The organism is Bosea sp. ANAM02 (genome assembly GCF_011764485.1).
Lineage (GTDB): Bacteria > Pseudomonadota > Alphaproteobacteria > Rhizobiales > Beijerinckiaceae > Allobosea.
Genome location: NZ_AP022849.1, coordinates 85,612 through 98,202, shown reverse-complemented (window position 1 = coordinate 98,202; position 12,591 = coordinate 85,612). Strand labels below are relative to the sequence as shown.

General features: G+C 62.5%; 17 protein-coding genes. 7 read left to right on the top strand and 10 right to left on the bottom strand.

The features are described 5' to 3' along the window. Nucleotides 1-67: 67 nt before the first annotated feature. From OCUBac02_RS24145 to OCUBac02_RS24135, 3 genes are all read left to right on the top strand, one after another. Nucleotides 68-799 (top strand): metallophosphoesterase family protein, encoded by a 732-nt coding sequence (locus OCUBac02_RS24145; protein WP_173050018.1) that lies wholly within the window; start codon nt 68-70, stop codon nt 797-799. A 79-nt stretch (nt 800-878) separates the two neighbouring features. After that, nucleotides 879-1,241, top strand: coding sequence for a hypothetical protein (locus tag OCUBac02_RS24140; RefSeq protein WP_173050017.1), 363 nt, complete (start codon nt 879-881; stop codon nt 1,239-1,241). Continuing rightward, nucleotides 1,238-1,576 carry a hypothetical protein gene (locus OCUBac02_RS24135; protein WP_173050016.1) on the top strand — a complete coding sequence of 113 codons (339 nt, stop codon included), beginning with the start codon at nt 1,238-1,240 and terminating at the stop codon, nt 1,574-1,576. Before OCUBac02_RS24140 ends, OCUBac02_RS24135 begins: the two co-directional genes overlap by 4 nt. A 22-nt stretch (nt 1,577-1,598) precedes the next feature. Here the strand turns inward: OCUBac02_RS24135 and OCUBac02_RS24130 are convergent, their stop codons facing one another. Together OCUBac02_RS24130 and OCUBac02_RS24125 are read right to left on the bottom strand one after the other, a co-directional pair. After that, complete coding sequence (locus OCUBac02_RS24130; protein ID WP_173050015.1) at nt 1,599-2,465, bottom strand: hypothetical protein; 867 nt, start codon at nt 2,463-2,465, stop codon at nt 1,599-1,601. Between the two features lie 54 nt (nt 2,466-2,519). Continuing rightward, a complete protein-coding gene (locus OCUBac02_RS24125) occupies nt 2,520-2,942 on the bottom strand; it encodes an aminoacyl-tRNA hydrolase (protein ID WP_173050014.1) in 423 nt (140 codons plus the stop codon). A 76-nt stretch (nt 2,943-3,018) separates the two neighbouring features. Here OCUBac02_RS24125 and OCUBac02_RS24120 point away from each other — a divergent pair, with 76 nt between their 5' ends. The 3 genes from OCUBac02_RS24120 (at nt 3,019) to OCUBac02_RS24110 (ending at nt 5,331) form a co-directional block, all read left to right on the top strand. Next, nucleotides 3,019-3,246 carry a hypothetical protein gene (locus tag OCUBac02_RS24120; RefSeq protein ID WP_173050013.1) on the top strand — a complete coding sequence of 76 codons (228 nt, stop codon included), beginning with the start codon at nt 3,019-3,021 and terminating at the stop codon, nt 3,244-3,246. Nucleotides 3,247-3,409: 163 nt separating this feature from the next. Continuing rightward, a complete protein-coding gene (locus OCUBac02_RS24115) occupies nt 3,410-4,219 on the top strand; it encodes a metallophosphoesterase (RefSeq protein WP_173050012.1) in 810 nt (269 codons plus the stop codon). An 89-nt stretch (nt 4,220-4,308) separates the two neighbouring features. After that, a complete protein-coding gene (locus OCUBac02_RS24110; protein WP_173050010.1) occupies nt 4,309-5,331 on the top strand; it encodes a hypothetical protein in 1,023 nt (340 codons plus the stop codon). 214 nt (nt 5,332-5,545) lie between these two features. On the opposite strand, the gene OCUBac02_RS24105 is transcribed toward OCUBac02_RS24110, so the two are convergent. The 7 genes from OCUBac02_RS24105 to OCUBac02_RS24075 are packed head-to-tail and all read right to left on the bottom strand — an operon-like array spanning nt 5,546 to nt 10,782. Further along, the gene (locus OCUBac02_RS24105) at nt 5,546-6,070 is read right to left on the bottom strand and encodes a DUF4262 domain-containing protein (RefSeq protein ID WP_173050008.1); all 525 of its coding nucleotides are present in this window, start codon (nt 6,068-6,070) and stop codon (nt 5,546-5,548) included. Continuing rightward, on the bottom strand, nt 6,067-7,536 hold the full coding sequence (locus OCUBac02_RS24100) for a hypothetical protein (protein ID WP_173050006.1): 1,470 nt from the start codon (nt 7,534-7,536) through the stop codon (nt 6,067-6,069). The genes OCUBac02_RS24105 and OCUBac02_RS24100 overlap by 4 nt, the downstream gene beginning before the upstream one ends. Before the next feature lie 35 nt (nt 7,537-7,571). Continuing rightward, entirely contained in the window at nt 7,572-8,015 is a 444-nt protein-coding gene (locus OCUBac02_RS24095) for a hypothetical protein (protein WP_173050004.1), read from the bottom strand. 9 nt (nt 8,016-8,024) lie between these two features. Next, the gene (locus tag OCUBac02_RS24090) at nt 8,025-8,276 is read right to left on the bottom strand and encodes a hypothetical protein (RefSeq protein WP_173050002.1); all 252 of its coding nucleotides are present in this window, start codon (nt 8,274-8,276) and stop codon (nt 8,025-8,027) included. A 4-nt stretch (nt 8,277-8,280) separates the two neighbouring features. After that, nucleotides 8,281-8,775, bottom strand: a complete 495-nt coding sequence (locus OCUBac02_RS24085; protein WP_173050000.1) for a hypothetical protein — start codon at nt 8,773-8,775, stop codon at nt 8,281-8,283. 6 nt (nt 8,776-8,781) lie between these two features. Continuing rightward, complete coding sequence (locus OCUBac02_RS24080; protein WP_173049998.1) at nt 8,782-9,609, bottom strand: DUF7007 domain-containing protein; 828 nt, start codon at nt 9,607-9,609, stop codon at nt 8,782-8,784. 57 nt (nt 9,610-9,666) lie between these two features. Then, nucleotides 9,667-10,782, bottom strand: coding sequence for a hypothetical protein (locus tag OCUBac02_RS24075; RefSeq protein WP_173049996.1), 1,116 nt, complete (start codon nt 10,780-10,782; stop codon nt 9,667-9,669). A gap of 121 nt (nt 10,783-10,903) precedes the next feature. On the opposite strand from OCUBac02_RS24075, the gene OCUBac02_RS24070 reads away from it, so the two are divergent. After that, nucleotides 10,904-11,548 (top strand): hypothetical protein, encoded by a 645-nt coding sequence (locus OCUBac02_RS24070; RefSeq protein WP_173049994.1) that lies wholly within the window; start codon nt 10,904-10,906, stop codon nt 11,546-11,548. On the opposite strand, the gene OCUBac02_RS27405 is transcribed toward OCUBac02_RS24070, so the two are convergent. Next, nucleotides 11,520-12,203 carry an AAA family ATPase gene (locus OCUBac02_RS27405; RefSeq protein WP_244639341.1) on the bottom strand — a complete coding sequence of 228 codons (684 nt, stop codon included), beginning with the start codon at nt 12,201-12,203 and terminating at the stop codon, nt 11,520-11,522. The genes OCUBac02_RS24070 and OCUBac02_RS27405 overlap by 29 nt on opposite strands. Between the last annotated feature and the right edge of the window lie 388 nt (nt 12,204-12,591).

The following is a 12,591-nucleotide window of genomic DNA, read 5'->3' as shown; positions in this document are numbered from 1 at the left end:
TTCCCGTCTGAGATCGAGCCGCGGGTGATCGCCATCCGCGGCTTTTCTGTTTATCGATGGACCTCCGATGCCTCGCCTTTGGATTCTCTCTGATCTGCATCGTGAAGTTGCGGAGAACCGCGGGTTTCTCCCGACCCGGCCTGATGCCGACATCCTGCTCGTCGCCGGCGATGTGCAGGAGGAAAACGTGTCCGACGCGATCGCCTTCGTCGACAGCATCAGGCACGGCATGGAGGCCGTCTTCGTGGCAGGAAACCACGAGTGCTGGGGAACGTCGCTCCAGGCCGTCTCTGAGGCCGGGCGGGAGGCCGGACAACGCCATGGCGTCCACTTCCTCGATGACAGCTTCGTCGAGCTCGCCGGGATCGTGATCGGTGGCGGCACCTTCTGGCATCCGGTCTGCGCCCAGGAGATCGATGCGGCACCAGATCTGACCAAGATCATGACCGGCGAGCAGCCGGCCTGGTTCGGCGGGAGGCATCCCTCTCTGCCCTACGAAGAACCCATCTTCGTCGACGGGCCCGGCGTTATGGATCGCCGCGCGAAGAACCGGACGATCCAGCAGCGTCACGAAGCATCGATCGCTGCGCTTCGGTGTCAACACGCGGATGTCGTGCTCACGCACTACCCGCCCACGATGGCAGCTCTATCTGCGCTCCCAAATGCCAGGCTCTGGGTCCACGGACACATCCATAGGCGTATCGAGAGCCGTCATGGCGACACCCGGATCGTCGGCAACGCGCGAGGCGGCATCTCGATCGTGCCGGATTTCGCCCCGGCCCTGGTCGTCGAGATCTGAAAGCCTCGCGGCCCAAGGATATGTGTTGCGGGTCTTCGCGATCCGACAGATGATTCCTTGCCCATGGAGGGACAGAACGATGCCCGACGTCGTCTACGAGCATGCGGTCAAAGCTGAGCTTCACTCCGGTGCCGTCCGGACATTGAGGGGAGGCTTCCCTTCTAAGGAGGCTGCTGAGAAGCACCCAGTCGACTACTCGCGGTGGAAGCGGGTTTGGATCGAGACGACCGAGAAGGTCTACGAGGAGCCCAAGCCTGCGGAGCTCCCGCCGTTCCCGTGGTCGTTGGAGAAGAGCAATACCTCAGACTCTAATGGGCAGTTCCACGCCTATCTCATCGACGCGACCGGCAAGAAGTTCGCCGCCCTCTGGGGTTCCGGCGATCAGAAGAACCTGCTGGCCGAGCATATCCTAACCCATTGCTCACCGAGCTCCACGGCGTGACCATCGACCCTGCACCGAGACCGAAGGCCCCAACCGCAGAGTGCGAGCTGAGCGCGCTGCTACGCGAACTCGAAGGCGCATCGGCAAGCATGCCCGAGGATCTTGCTAACAGGGCCATCGAGACCATTCGAGCGCTGGCGGCCGAGCGAGATGAAGCGGACCGCCGCGCCGGCGCCAGTGAGCGCCAGAAGGCCCATCTGGAGGAAGGCGAGCGGCGAGCGAACAGCTGGCTCATGCAAGCCAAGGAAGATGCAGGCTACGACAACAATGTCTCGTTCGACCAGGTCTGGGAGGAGACGCTTGCAAAGGCCCGTGGCGCGCGTGCGGAGCAGTAGCGCGCTCAGGCCACGAACTTGTTCAGCGCAGTGTCGGCGCTGAGTTAGCGGGCTCCAGGTCCGGGTTGATCGACACCTCGACATCGCAACCGCCGAAGAGACGACGGGCGTATCGATCAGCCTCCGCCTCGTCGAAGGTGATGAGGACTTCTTCGAGCGTTCCGTCATCCATCTCTGCGAAAACCTCGTGCACGACTGTTTCGCCATCAGTCCAGGTTTTCAGCTTCACGCCATTGGAGGCGTCGGTGCCGGCCATTCGATAGACGCTTTCTCGAATGCAGTCGCCGGCGAAGGCTGCGCGGATCCTGTCTTCGCGCTCCTGCCGCTCTCTGAAGAGATCGGGTAGGCGGTCGAGACGAAGGCGCCAGGTCTCATCGAACATCGCCAGCGTGCGGCCACGAGCTCCGGAAAGAACAACATCCGCAAGGAATCTCAGCTTCTCGGTCTGATCGCGGCCGGGAACATTCTCGAAGTCGCTGATCCAGGCCGCAGGCCGTACGAGATCATCGATGTCTGGATTCAACCCAAGGTCACGCATCACGGCGAACTGCCACGACCAAACGCGAGTCTCACGCAAAGTCGCCTGATAAGAGGTAGCGAGACGTTGGACCCCCGCTCTGGACAGGAACGGCGTCCCGAACTTGAGCCCGAAATTCCGCTCGACCGCGCGATGCTCCGGGATCTCGATGAGATGAGCCATCTCGTGCAGGAGGTTGCCAACTTCATAGCTCGGCCCCGCTCGGCAACCGAGGGTCACGATCCTCGCGTCATAGTCATGTTCGACGCCTTCTGTCCGGATATCGATCCGAACCGAGGGGCACCCGCGAAACCAGCGTTCGCGGATAAGTTCGAAGGTCGCAACGTCGTCGAGCTTCCTGAGGTCGTTCATACCAGTTCCCGCTATCCCGCCGGCATTAGGGGCGGTCGCTCCGAAAGCGACAACCTATGCCGACGCCTCCGCGATGCCCGCGGTGAACTGGTTGTTCTGCAGTGTCCGCAGCCTGCGAAGGTAGCTTGGCAGCTCATCGCGATAGGCCGGCCCGAAGAGGCACACCGTCTTCGTGCCGGGCTCGATCTCGGAGCGGCCGGCGTCGCGCACGGACTGATGAGGTATGCCTGCTGCTGCCGCTTCACGCTCAACCCGCTCCAGAGCCTCCTCAGAGGTTACCGCAACGACGATCTTGGGCGTCGCATCCTCCAAGTACTCCTGCAACAGAGCGGGCTTCTCAGAGGCCACGCGAAGGTGCAGCCAGCCTGCCGCATGCATTGCTTGGCCGAGCAGCTTGCCGACTGATACCGGAAGATCGGTTCGCACAGCGAGCCACATCTTGAGCTCGCGTGCCTTCGGTTCGACAGGATCACTCATCGGATCGAATTTCGCTCTCTACCAGCACATCGCGGCTTTTGCCTGGCCCTAGTCGATGGAAAGCGGAGATACCACCATGACCGACGAGCCAAAGACAAAGGTTCTGCAGAGCTGGGATGACTGGAACACCATTGCGGAAGCGCTGGCGAGACAGGGGGCCCTCGAACGCGACGATCAGGTCATGTTCCTGGCAGCCTCAGTTTTCCGCTCTATCGGACTGTCGGCGACGGCGGGCTGTATCGAAGAAGCGGCACGCCAGATCGCAACGATCTCCCCTGGACCGGAGCGCGCACCCATTCCTTGACACCGGCGGGAACCTACCCGATTTTCAAGGGATGACGAAGCTGTGGATCATCGGCGCTGAAAGCGGCCTGGCGAAAGCCCGGATGCCGATGCGCGTCGAACGGGTACCGCTGGCCTGAAGCCAGCTCGCAACCACCTCGTCCTCTAGCCCCCTAGGGCTTCCAATGCGCATCTGGCTCTTTTCCGATCTCCACCAAGAGCACGACGATCAACCTTGGGACCCGATCCCGGAGGCGCCGGCGGACGGCTTCGACGTGCTCGTGGTTCCCGGCGACGTCCACACACCACTCACCCGGTCGCTTCAATGGCTCCATGAGCGCTTTCCGGGCTCGCGAGTGATCTATGTCCCAGGAAATCACGACTATTACTGGGATGGGGGCGAAGAGCGATACACGCTCTGGGATCAGCTCGATCGCGGACGCGAGCTCGCCGACAGACTGGGCATTGATCTGCTCCTCGACAGCTCCGTCGAGATTGATGGAACGCGCTTCGTCGGCGGGACTCTCTGGACGGATTTCCGGCTGGACACGTGGTCCCTGCACAGTGCCATGCGTGAGGCCGAGCGCGACATGAAGGACTATAAAAAGATCCGCCGGAAGCCCGAAGGGGGCAAGAAGCTTCGAGCAATCGAAACGTTAGCTATGCATCGAGCTACGCGTCGCTATCTCGCGGATGAGTTGGCGCAGCCATGGGATGGGGAGACCGTCGTCGTGACGCATCACGCGCCGCACCCCAACTCACTCGCGCATCGGATGGACTCCCATGGCTATTGCTATGCCTCGGACCTCACTGGGCTGATTGAACAGGCCGCGCCGGAGGTCTGGCTCCATGGGCATATTCACAAGGCCCGGGATTATACGATCGGGTCGACGCGGATCGTCACCAACCCTCGAGGCCACATCGAGGAAACCACGGGCTTTCTTCCAGGCCTTGTGGTTGAAACGAAGCTGGCGCCGGCGTTCTCCCCGGCCTGATCGAAAAGGCCGGGGAACCCATTCGGTTGCTGCCATTCCCTATCCTGAGGTCTGCCATATAGTCGGGCATTCGCAGGGGGATCGCTGATTTGTTCGTGCTCGTTGACACCACCGTTGCCAAGAAGCGCGCGCAGGCGCAGATGGAGCGGACCATTACATCGGCGCTCGGCTACAAAGGCGTCCTGAACGTCGGCTTTCCAGCCGGCAATTTCGATCGAACAGTCTACAGCGGCGGCGTTGAGGATCTCTGGGCAGCCTTCAGCCCGCCGGAGCAGGAAGAGTCGACCAAACGCTACTGGAACGGCTTCGGCGTGTTTCGGGAGGCGCCTGCGTTGACGATCACTGTCGAGATAAATATCCCGCTGGAGGTCAACACGGCCCGCGTCGCCGGTTTCTTCGCGCAGGAGCCGATCAGCGGCGCCATCTACCTGATGCACTCCGGCAAGATCGGCGGCGGCCAACCGGGCGTCGGCAAGTCTGCTTTTCTGGCCTGGTCGAAATCAGAGTTGGTGGCGACTGCCGACGGAGAGGGGAATGTCCGCAGCGGTATCATCATCGGCCGCATCGACGATCCTGATCTGGCCGGCCGCATCTGGCGCTTCGTGCAGCTGGTCGCAGCGTTCAAGGTCGCTGCGCGATCAGGCGAGCTCGAAACAGATGAGTTCCTGGCAAAGGTCGAGGCTTACGATCGGTACCGTAAGGAGTTTTCCGGCCGTAAGCGGGGCGCGCGCGCCGGTGGCGCTATCGACTATCTCAGCTACCACGGCGATGTCGTCCAGGCTCTTTATGATGAGCGGTTCGCGAGCAAATCCAAGGCCGAAGAAATCTCGAACACCGGATTGATCGATCTCTGCGTTCGCGATCGCGGCCGCCTGACCGAGCTGTACGAGGTGAAGACGAGCACGGAGCGCCAAGCTCTCTACACCGCGATCGGGCAGCTTCTGACCCACGGTGTTGGTGGGCCCAAGCGGATCATTGTGCTGCCGGCCGGCGAGGAGATCGCGCCTGACTTTCAGGAGGCGTTCGAGGAACACGACATCGCGGTTCGGCGCTTTGAGGTCACCAAGGCTCGAAAGGTGATGCGCGTGACGCTTCTGCCTGCGGAGGATTGAAGTCGCCGATGGCCTGAAAATGCGAACGGCCATGTAGCTGATAAGGTGCGCGTACATCCGGCGTCACCAAATCCAGCTCATGGCCGTCTAGACAACGAAGGGAAGATCCCTCGACGTCGTCGTTGGAGCGCTTGTAGGGGAGCGCGCGGGCGATAGCAAGTAGATTCTTTCGTGACGAAGGATCGCGGTCGCAATCCTTCGAATCGGGCGGGCTTCAGTGAAGAGCGGCGCCGCCGGGTTCTGGGAGGGCCGATTTGTCCCAACCATCGCGCGTCAGATCGATCTGGTACCGGCGCATGCGCTCGTCGAAGCCGTCCTGCCAGGGGAACACACCCTGCTTATCGGGCCAAACGAGCTGTCGGGTCGGGAACTCGATGCCGCGGTAGAACCAGATGCTCCAGCCGAGGAACTCGCGATATCGCTCCTGGTCGACATCGAAGACGTAGACAGGGATGTCTTCGAAGAGCGCGTCGGTCGGTCTGCCGACTTCGAGGGGTCTCCCTTTCGTGCCCTCTCGATATGCGTTCCAGAGCACCGCGCGCGCGATCTCCGGCGAAAAGCCGAGGATGATGTGCTCTGGCTGCTGGGCGGTGAACCACATCCCGGTCGAATAGCTGAAGGCGGGGCCAGGGCCGCTGCCAACCGCCGTGCCGGCCCAACCGCTGTTCCTGATGTGGTCGAGAAACGTGCGGTCATGAGGCTTCAGAGAGCCGTCAGGAAGATCGAAGGCTGTCGTCATCGGCGCGGCGCCGACGGATTGGCTTCAGGCGCATAGGCGTCCAGGTCAAACAGATGGGGCCGCTCGATCGCCAGAAGAGCCGTTCGAGCGCCGATCTCGGACAGAGCGTCGCTGAAATTGCGCGAGAGGTGGTTCGCCTCGCGGTGGTGACCGAATTCGTGGATGAGCAGGTCGAGCTGCCGGCGGTTCAGCGGGCCTTCGAAGAACTCCTCTCCGAGCGCGCTCATGCAGAAGTAGAGGCTGCCCGGAGCGTAGGCCGCGGCGGCGTTGAAACGCTTGTAGAAGGTGACCGAGATCTCCGCGTCTAGAAGCTCGCGAGCCATGGTTTTGCAGAACTCGGCGAAGGCATCCATAGCCGGCGTTCGAACCGCCAGCTTGGCCGGCTCTCCGTCATCGCTGAATGGCTTGGGCGTCGGCGTGACCCGGCCCGCGGGCTGCACACCGGCTGCTCGGATCTGCGTCCATGCCTGACCGCTGAAAGCGCCGCCGTGGATGACGGCATATCCCAAAGCCACGGCGCGATCGTTGGCTTCTCGGTCGCTGGGGTCGTAGCTGACCATCTTTTCGCCGTAGCGGGCCTTGAGGACGTCTGCGACGGCGGTCGAGGAGACGCCCTCGTCCTCAATAGCATCGTTGATCCAGGGCGCCGCAGCTTCTGCCTTGGGCACTAGGTCGGACGTGTGCGACAGAACTGCGGCGCGCACGTCCCTGAGATAGGCGGGCGTGACCGAGTCCCGTTCGAGCGACAATGGGACCTTCTGCCCAATATCGACGTCGAACAGATCGCCGGTCTCCACGATGGGGATCCCCAGTTCATAGATCCGGGCAGGCTGGCCGGGCAGCGGAACATAGACGTTGACACTGCAGCGACGCGCCGAGCGCCGGAGAACCCCATTCTCATCTGCGAGCTCGGTCGGCAGCGTCGTCTGGAAGCCGCGCAGTGACTGCCGCTGAAACAGATGCTCGCCATTGATCAGCGTCTGAACTTTGGCAGGGGGGATGAAGCCTCGAACGAAGGCCAGCATCTCGGTCAGCTCGTCCCGGGTCATCCGTATCTGCGCCCGGAATTCGGTGCCTGCTTCGGTCTTCCGCCGCGGAAAGGATGCGCGACCATCGGCGTTGAAGGCAATCGTTCCCGTAGTCGACGCGATCGTCGCGGACTCGCAAAGAGCCAGGACCAGCTTTTCTCCGAGGTTGAAGCGCCCCCGGAGGCTGGCGTTGCTCTTTTTGACGGACTCGGAAAAGAGCGTGAACGAGTGAGCCAGATTGTGGAAGCCGTGGGGGCTATCGTCCTTAACGACGAGATCCACCAGGGGGCGGCCCTTGACCGGCTCGGCTGAGAACTCGACACGGGTCACGCCTTCGGCGTCCCAGGCGTTCTGCAAGAGCTCGGCGCCGACGAAGGACTTGCCGCGGCGTTCGAGAAGCTTGCCGAGGCCGGCCCTGTCGACATCGAACCACTGCATGGGGAATCCGATTCTGAAAACTGAGGCCGTGAGGCCTAAGGGGAGGGGGTGCCGAAGTTTTCCGACGGTGCGATCCAGGGCACGCCGCTGCCACAGCGCTTGTCCGTCATCGTGACGCGCATCGGCTCCTTCAACTCCATGGTGCCGGTTCCGAGTTCCGGGAAAATCAACACCATCTTGCCGCCTCGAATCTCGGCGCGTCCTTCATCGCCTTTGATCTCGAAATGTCGGGTGGTCGTGTTGGTCTTCTCGCACTCAATCACAACCTGCCAGCGGGTCACCGGCTTGCCACCGACTGGCTTGAAATCCATACGGGTGTTGTATTCCAAACCATCGGCGCGCCGCTCTGGTAGCGTGACCGTCCAATCGAGCACGAGCTCGCGAACATCGGGGAAGATCGTCGGATAGATCTCGGCTTTCGCCGGTGAACCAACGAGGGTGAGGGCTGCCAGGGCAGCGGAGGAGGAGATGCGGATCATCGCGACATCCTAGCGCGGAAACTGAAGGATCTCAGCAGTCGTTTTCGGTGTCTCGACCAGACGCTCCTCGGCTTGCTTCACCGCGTCGCGGATAGCCCAGCGATCCATGTTGCAGACACCATTCGGCTGCTCGCTCCATCGGTCGGCAAGAGCACTGTGGCCGGCGAGGCGGTAAAGGCGCGCAATCTGCTCGGGGACAAAGCCGCATCGCGGTGTCTCGGCCATGCCTCGGCAGTAGCTGAGGAACTCGCGGTCCGTCATCGCCTCAGCCCGCATCGCGAGAGCCTTCCATATCGGGTCGACGAACGAAGCGCCCGTCCTCGAATTCATCCTGATAGCGCGCGTGGAGAGAGCCATCCTCGTCGGCGCGATAGATGGTGAAGCTGCTGCCCTCAAAGGCGGGGCGGGATCCGTCGGGAGACGTCGGCGAGGCGAGCTGCAGCTTCGCGTTGCCGAGACAGACATAGGTGGATTGGCGCTTAAGATGGAGCATCTTGGGCAGCGACTGGAGCTCGTGATAGAGCTTGCTGGCGCGCAGAAGAAAGTCGTGGTTCACCGAGGCTGTCCCGGAACCGGCCGAAACGCTCTCTGCGAAGGGACGCAGCAGCTCGATCAGGGCAGGGATGTCCGGGGAAGGAGCCGGCTGCTGAAGAGCCTGGGGCCCGGGCGCGTCGATCATCGTCTCACCAACCACTGGAAAGCTCATCAAGGATTGCGTAGGCCATCCTTGATGTCCCAGCAAGAACCGGCGCTTGCCCATCCACCGTCAAGGCTTGAAGGTGGGCTCGGTCTCCAGTTCGGCGTGCCGCGTGAGGTCGACGACGAAATGGCCCTCGGTCATCACGTAGTCGTCGGCGGGAACAAGGAACGTCCGGCGCTCGGCATTGGGCTCACGGATGCCGTCAACCGTGGCGATGACTGCGACCATGCCGTCGTCACGCCCCGAAGCCGAGACCACCATCCAGCAGCCCTTGTGAATTTCCAGAAATGCCTCCTCGCGAAGCTTCCTCGAAGCCTCATGAGGAACATCCATGCCGGTCGCAGCCATGAAGCGGTGGGGATCACCGTTCATCGCAGCGCGACGCGCCATCTCCTGCTCGCGGCGGGTGAACAGCGCCGGGAAGGTGATGACGACGATGTTTGCCTCGCTATCCTCCTCGTAGGCGCCCTTTTCGTTGCGCCACGCGGGGTGGACTTGGTCATTGGCGCTCTTCGACAGCAGAAAGCCGCCATGGCTCGGGGTGCCATAGGCCTGGACGCCGCGGGCATAGGTCGTGCAGCTGTCTGCCTTGCCCCAGGGCGTCGAGCGTCCTCGTCCTCGACCGAATGAGCGCTCCTGCCGGTTGAAGCCTTTCAGCTCCTTGCGGTGGGCGAAGATCGAGGCGACGTCGTTTTTCGCGATGGCGACGGAGTCGTGACGAGTGCCGTTGCGCTCCCAGTTCGGATCGGCGAAGCGATAGCGGGTGTTGAGCTCCTCGACCACGAAACCCGGAGGGATACGCTTGCCGTAGGCGGGAACGGGCACGATCCGGAATGTCCCATCCTCATGGGAGATCTGCGGGTTACCGTCCTCGTTGGTGAACCACTCGGCCATGGCATGCTCCTGGAAATGCTCTCGCGAAGCTGCGGCGCGACGTTGAAAGTTGCAAACCTAGAGCGACAGGGCTGCCAGATCGGCTTCCGACACCATAACAGCCTCGATATCCGCGTGGCGTCCCTTCTCCATCAGCTCCCAACGGAGCATCCCGAGATCGATGCCGCGAAGCGTGTCGCTAGCCAGGCCGTCGTGGTCCGCGACCGAGAGAAGTCCTACCCGCAATGTCGCGGCATATTGGATCACCTGGCCCGCCCATGAGCGATCCCGATCGCCTTTGCCTGTGGAGCGAAGCTGGAGCAGTCCATGCCGGGCCTCCGAGACCTCTTCAGGCCAACCACGCTGCCCATTGGTGACAGAAAGCCCGGCGCCGGCTGTGATCTGCTCAGCGAGCATCACAAGGTCATCGCGCACGATCGAAGCCGGTGTGTGGATGATCACCTGGTCCTCGGTTTGGCGCAGCGGAAGGCCGGATTGCTCCGCGACCCGGGTTGCGAAGGTGTGCGCTTCATCCCAGCGGTCAAGGCGGAACGGAGAGCAGTAGCTCAACATCTCCTGGCGATAGCCCACCATCAACTCGATCGCCTCAGCCGAGCGATGAACGCCCCACCACATCTCGTCAGCCGTTTCGGTACTCCAGACACAGTCGTCGACGAAAATCAGGCCTTTCGCCAGGGCGGCTTGACCAGCGGCCAGGTCTTCTTCGCGATTGGAAGAGGCGATGCGCCCGAACTTGCCAGCTTCCAAGATGGTTTCGAGGGAAAGAGCATTGTCGCGATAGAAGCGCGCCCGCACGTCCAGGCCGGGCACTGCCGGATAGTCGGATCGGCGCCACCGGCGCTCGCCGATCGCACCATTCGAGTGCTTCGGACGTTCGATGTCCGAGAGGAAGTCCTCGACACGCAGCGGGGTGCCGTCCCCTTGCAGAACGGCGCCATAGTGCCGGCCATCGTGAAAACGAGAGACGATCCGCGGAGCGGGACCTTCGACGTTATAGCGCGTCTTCAGGCTATTCTGGATCCATTCGACACCAAGACGAGCCTCGATCGATGTCAATTCTGGAATCGCCACCGTGACGTTCTCACGGAACATCGCAGGATGCGGATTCCGGTGTCGGGGAGGGATGACCTGGGCCCGATAAGCAGCCGGCAGGCTGACGATCCGCTTGTTCAAATCGAGCTCCCGATGTTCACGCGCCAGTCGGGGCGTCCACCGAAGATTGGGCTCCGAGGTTGCAATCGACAACCGCCCAGTCCCACATCTGGGCATCTTTCTGTACCGAACGGGCCCTGTTATGCCGCGCAAGCCTGCTCAGATCGAGATCGTTCCGCTTTCTGAAGAGGATCGCAGCATCCTCGCCGGCTACTACGAGAATGGCTATCTCCATGGTCATTGCGTCCCTCTGGCAATCGCCTTGGCCCGGGCAACCGACGCCGAGCTTGTCATCCTGCGGACAGAGGAAGGGCGACTGATCCACGCCGGCGTGAGAACCGCCGCTGGTGAGCTGCGCGATATCCGTGGTATCGTCGAAGAGCTTGAATTCCGTCGACCATATGCCGGGATGGGCCCGCTTCGGCTGGTACCGACGACGGAGGCCGCTCTCCTGGCAGAGGTGCCCGATACCACTGAGAAGATGATCGAGCGCGCCAGCGCGCACCTATGCGAGCTGTTCGACGATCTGCCACAGGCCCGCGAGCACGAGGAACGGTTGAGAGTATTCCTGGCCGAGCTCAGCGATCTTTGCGCGACGCACGGCTTCTGGCTCCGCGGGGAGCTCCCGAACTCAATCGTGCTCTACCCCGCCTATGGCGACGAAGCTGGTTTCAAGGCCCGCGCGGTGCCGGGAGGGACGCTGCGACTTGAACGTCTTCTCGGCGCGGGCGAATCCGAACCTCGCCGACCAGGGGACCTTAAGGCGCCCCCGGCGCTGGCGCGTTAGCTGCCCCAAGATTGACGAAGGCCGGTCGAAGAGTGTGGTCCGGCGAGACCCAGAACACCTGGTGCGCTTCGAGCGGGGTCGGAGGCTGCCACCTGTCGATAAAGCGCTCGACCACCTCCTCCGGCACCTGCGCCTCGCGCGATCGGTTCTGCTTTAGCACCGTCGCGTAGGGCGTATCGAGCGCATGGACCTCGATATGAGCGTCGTAGCTGCGAGCAAGCGCGATGATGCGATCGCGCATCAGCTTGTTGGTGTTTGTGGCGTTCCAGACGAAGGCTTGCTTCTTCCGCAGATGCTCGCGTGCCAGCTCATAACCGAGCTGCAGCACACGGCCAGGATCATCCTCGTCCTCGCGCAGATCATCGAACGACACCTGCGGAAGGCCAGGAAAGGCCTTCGCCGCGTAGGTGTTCTTGCCGGAGCCGGGGATGCCGCTCAACACGAACACCCGGCTTCCCGCCGGCGGCCGCGGCTCGTAGAAGGGCGACTTGCCGGTCTCCCGGCAGAAGATGACCCGCGCTTCGTCATTGCTGAACGCCCAAGGGGTCTCCAAACAGCCGAATTCCTCGGCCGCGAGGCGGACGCATTCGAGCTCAACGGCGGTCTCTTCGGTGTTGGGACTAATCCTGCCGCGATTGTCCGCCTGCGCGAGCATGACGAGGTCCCGCCAAGTGGCCAGATGCGAGAAGGTGATGAACTCATCGCGCGGCTCGGGCTTGCTCAGCACATGAAAGACGCGCTGGTGCCAGGCCACGAGGGCGAAGACCCGCTCCCGCAGCTCAACGTCGGCTCCGACCTTCCAGAGGAATGACCAGGCCGCCCGTGCGCCCTTCAGGGCGTGATGCGGATTGGACACCTTGACCCTTCCGAGTTCGGCTGAGAACTCCTCGAGGCGAGTTTCGGGCTTGGCGACGTCATGCAACAGCGCGGTGACGAGGAGCGCCTGCCGGTCGAAATCCGATAGCTCCCATAGCGCGGGATCCTGACGAAGGGCTTCGACGACCATCACCGTATGCGTCCAGACGTCGCCCTCGGCATGATAG

Bases quoted from the DNA above. Each gene is read 5' to 3' on its own strand.
- OCUBac02_RS24095 (WP_173050004.1), bottom strand. From the start codon at position 8,015: ATGATCCGCATCTCCTCCTCCGCTGCCCTGGCAGCCCTCACCCTCGTT.
- OCUBac02_RS24130 (WP_173050015.1), bottom strand. From the start codon at position 2,465: ATGAACGACCTCAGGAAGCTCGACGACGTTGCGACCTTCGAACTTATC.
- OCUBac02_RS24120 (WP_173050013.1), top strand. From the start codon at position 3,019: ATGACCGACGAGCCAAAGACAAAGGTTCTGCAGAGCTGGGATGACTGG.
- OCUBac02_RS24145 (WP_173050018.1), top strand. From the start codon at position 68: ATGCCTCGCCTTTGGATTCTCTCTGATCTGCATCGTGAAGTTGCGGAG.
- OCUBac02_RS24125 (WP_173050014.1), bottom strand. From the start codon at position 2,942: ATGAGTGATCCTGTCGAACCGAAGGCACGCGAGCTCAAGATGTGGCTC.
- OCUBac02_RS24090 (WP_173050002.1), bottom strand. From the start codon at position 8,276: ATGACGGACCGCGAGTTCCTCAGCTACTGCCGAGGCATGGCCGAGACA.
- OCUBac02_RS27405 (WP_244639341.1), bottom strand. From the start codon at position 12,203: ATGCTCGCGCAGGCGGACAATCGCGGCAGGATTAGTCCCAACACCGAA.
- OCUBac02_RS24070 (WP_173049994.1), top strand. From the start codon at position 10,904: ATGCCGCGCAAGCCTGCTCAGATCGAGATCGTTCCGCTTTCTGAAGAG.
- OCUBac02_RS24100 (WP_173050006.1), bottom strand. From the start codon at position 7,536: ATGCAGTGGTTCGATGTCGACAGGGCCGGCCTCGGCAAGCTTCTCGAA.
- OCUBac02_RS24115 (WP_173050012.1), top strand. From the start codon at position 3,410: ATGCGCATCTGGCTCTTTTCCGATCTCCACCAAGAGCACGACGATCAA.
- OCUBac02_RS24140 (WP_173050017.1), top strand. From the start codon at position 879: ATGCCCGACGTCGTCTACGAGCATGCGGTCAAAGCTGAGCTTCACTCC.
- OCUBac02_RS24085 (WP_173050000.1), bottom strand. From the start codon at position 8,775: ATGGGCAAGCGCCGGTTCTTGCTGGGACATCAAGGATGGCCTACGCAA.
- OCUBac02_RS24080 (WP_173049998.1), bottom strand. From the start codon at position 9,609: ATGGCCGAGTGGTTCACCAACGAGGACGGTAACCCGCAGATCTCCCAT.
- OCUBac02_RS24105 (WP_173050008.1), bottom strand. From the start codon at position 6,070: ATGACGACAGCCTTCGATCTTCCTGACGGCTCTCTGAAGCCTCATGAC.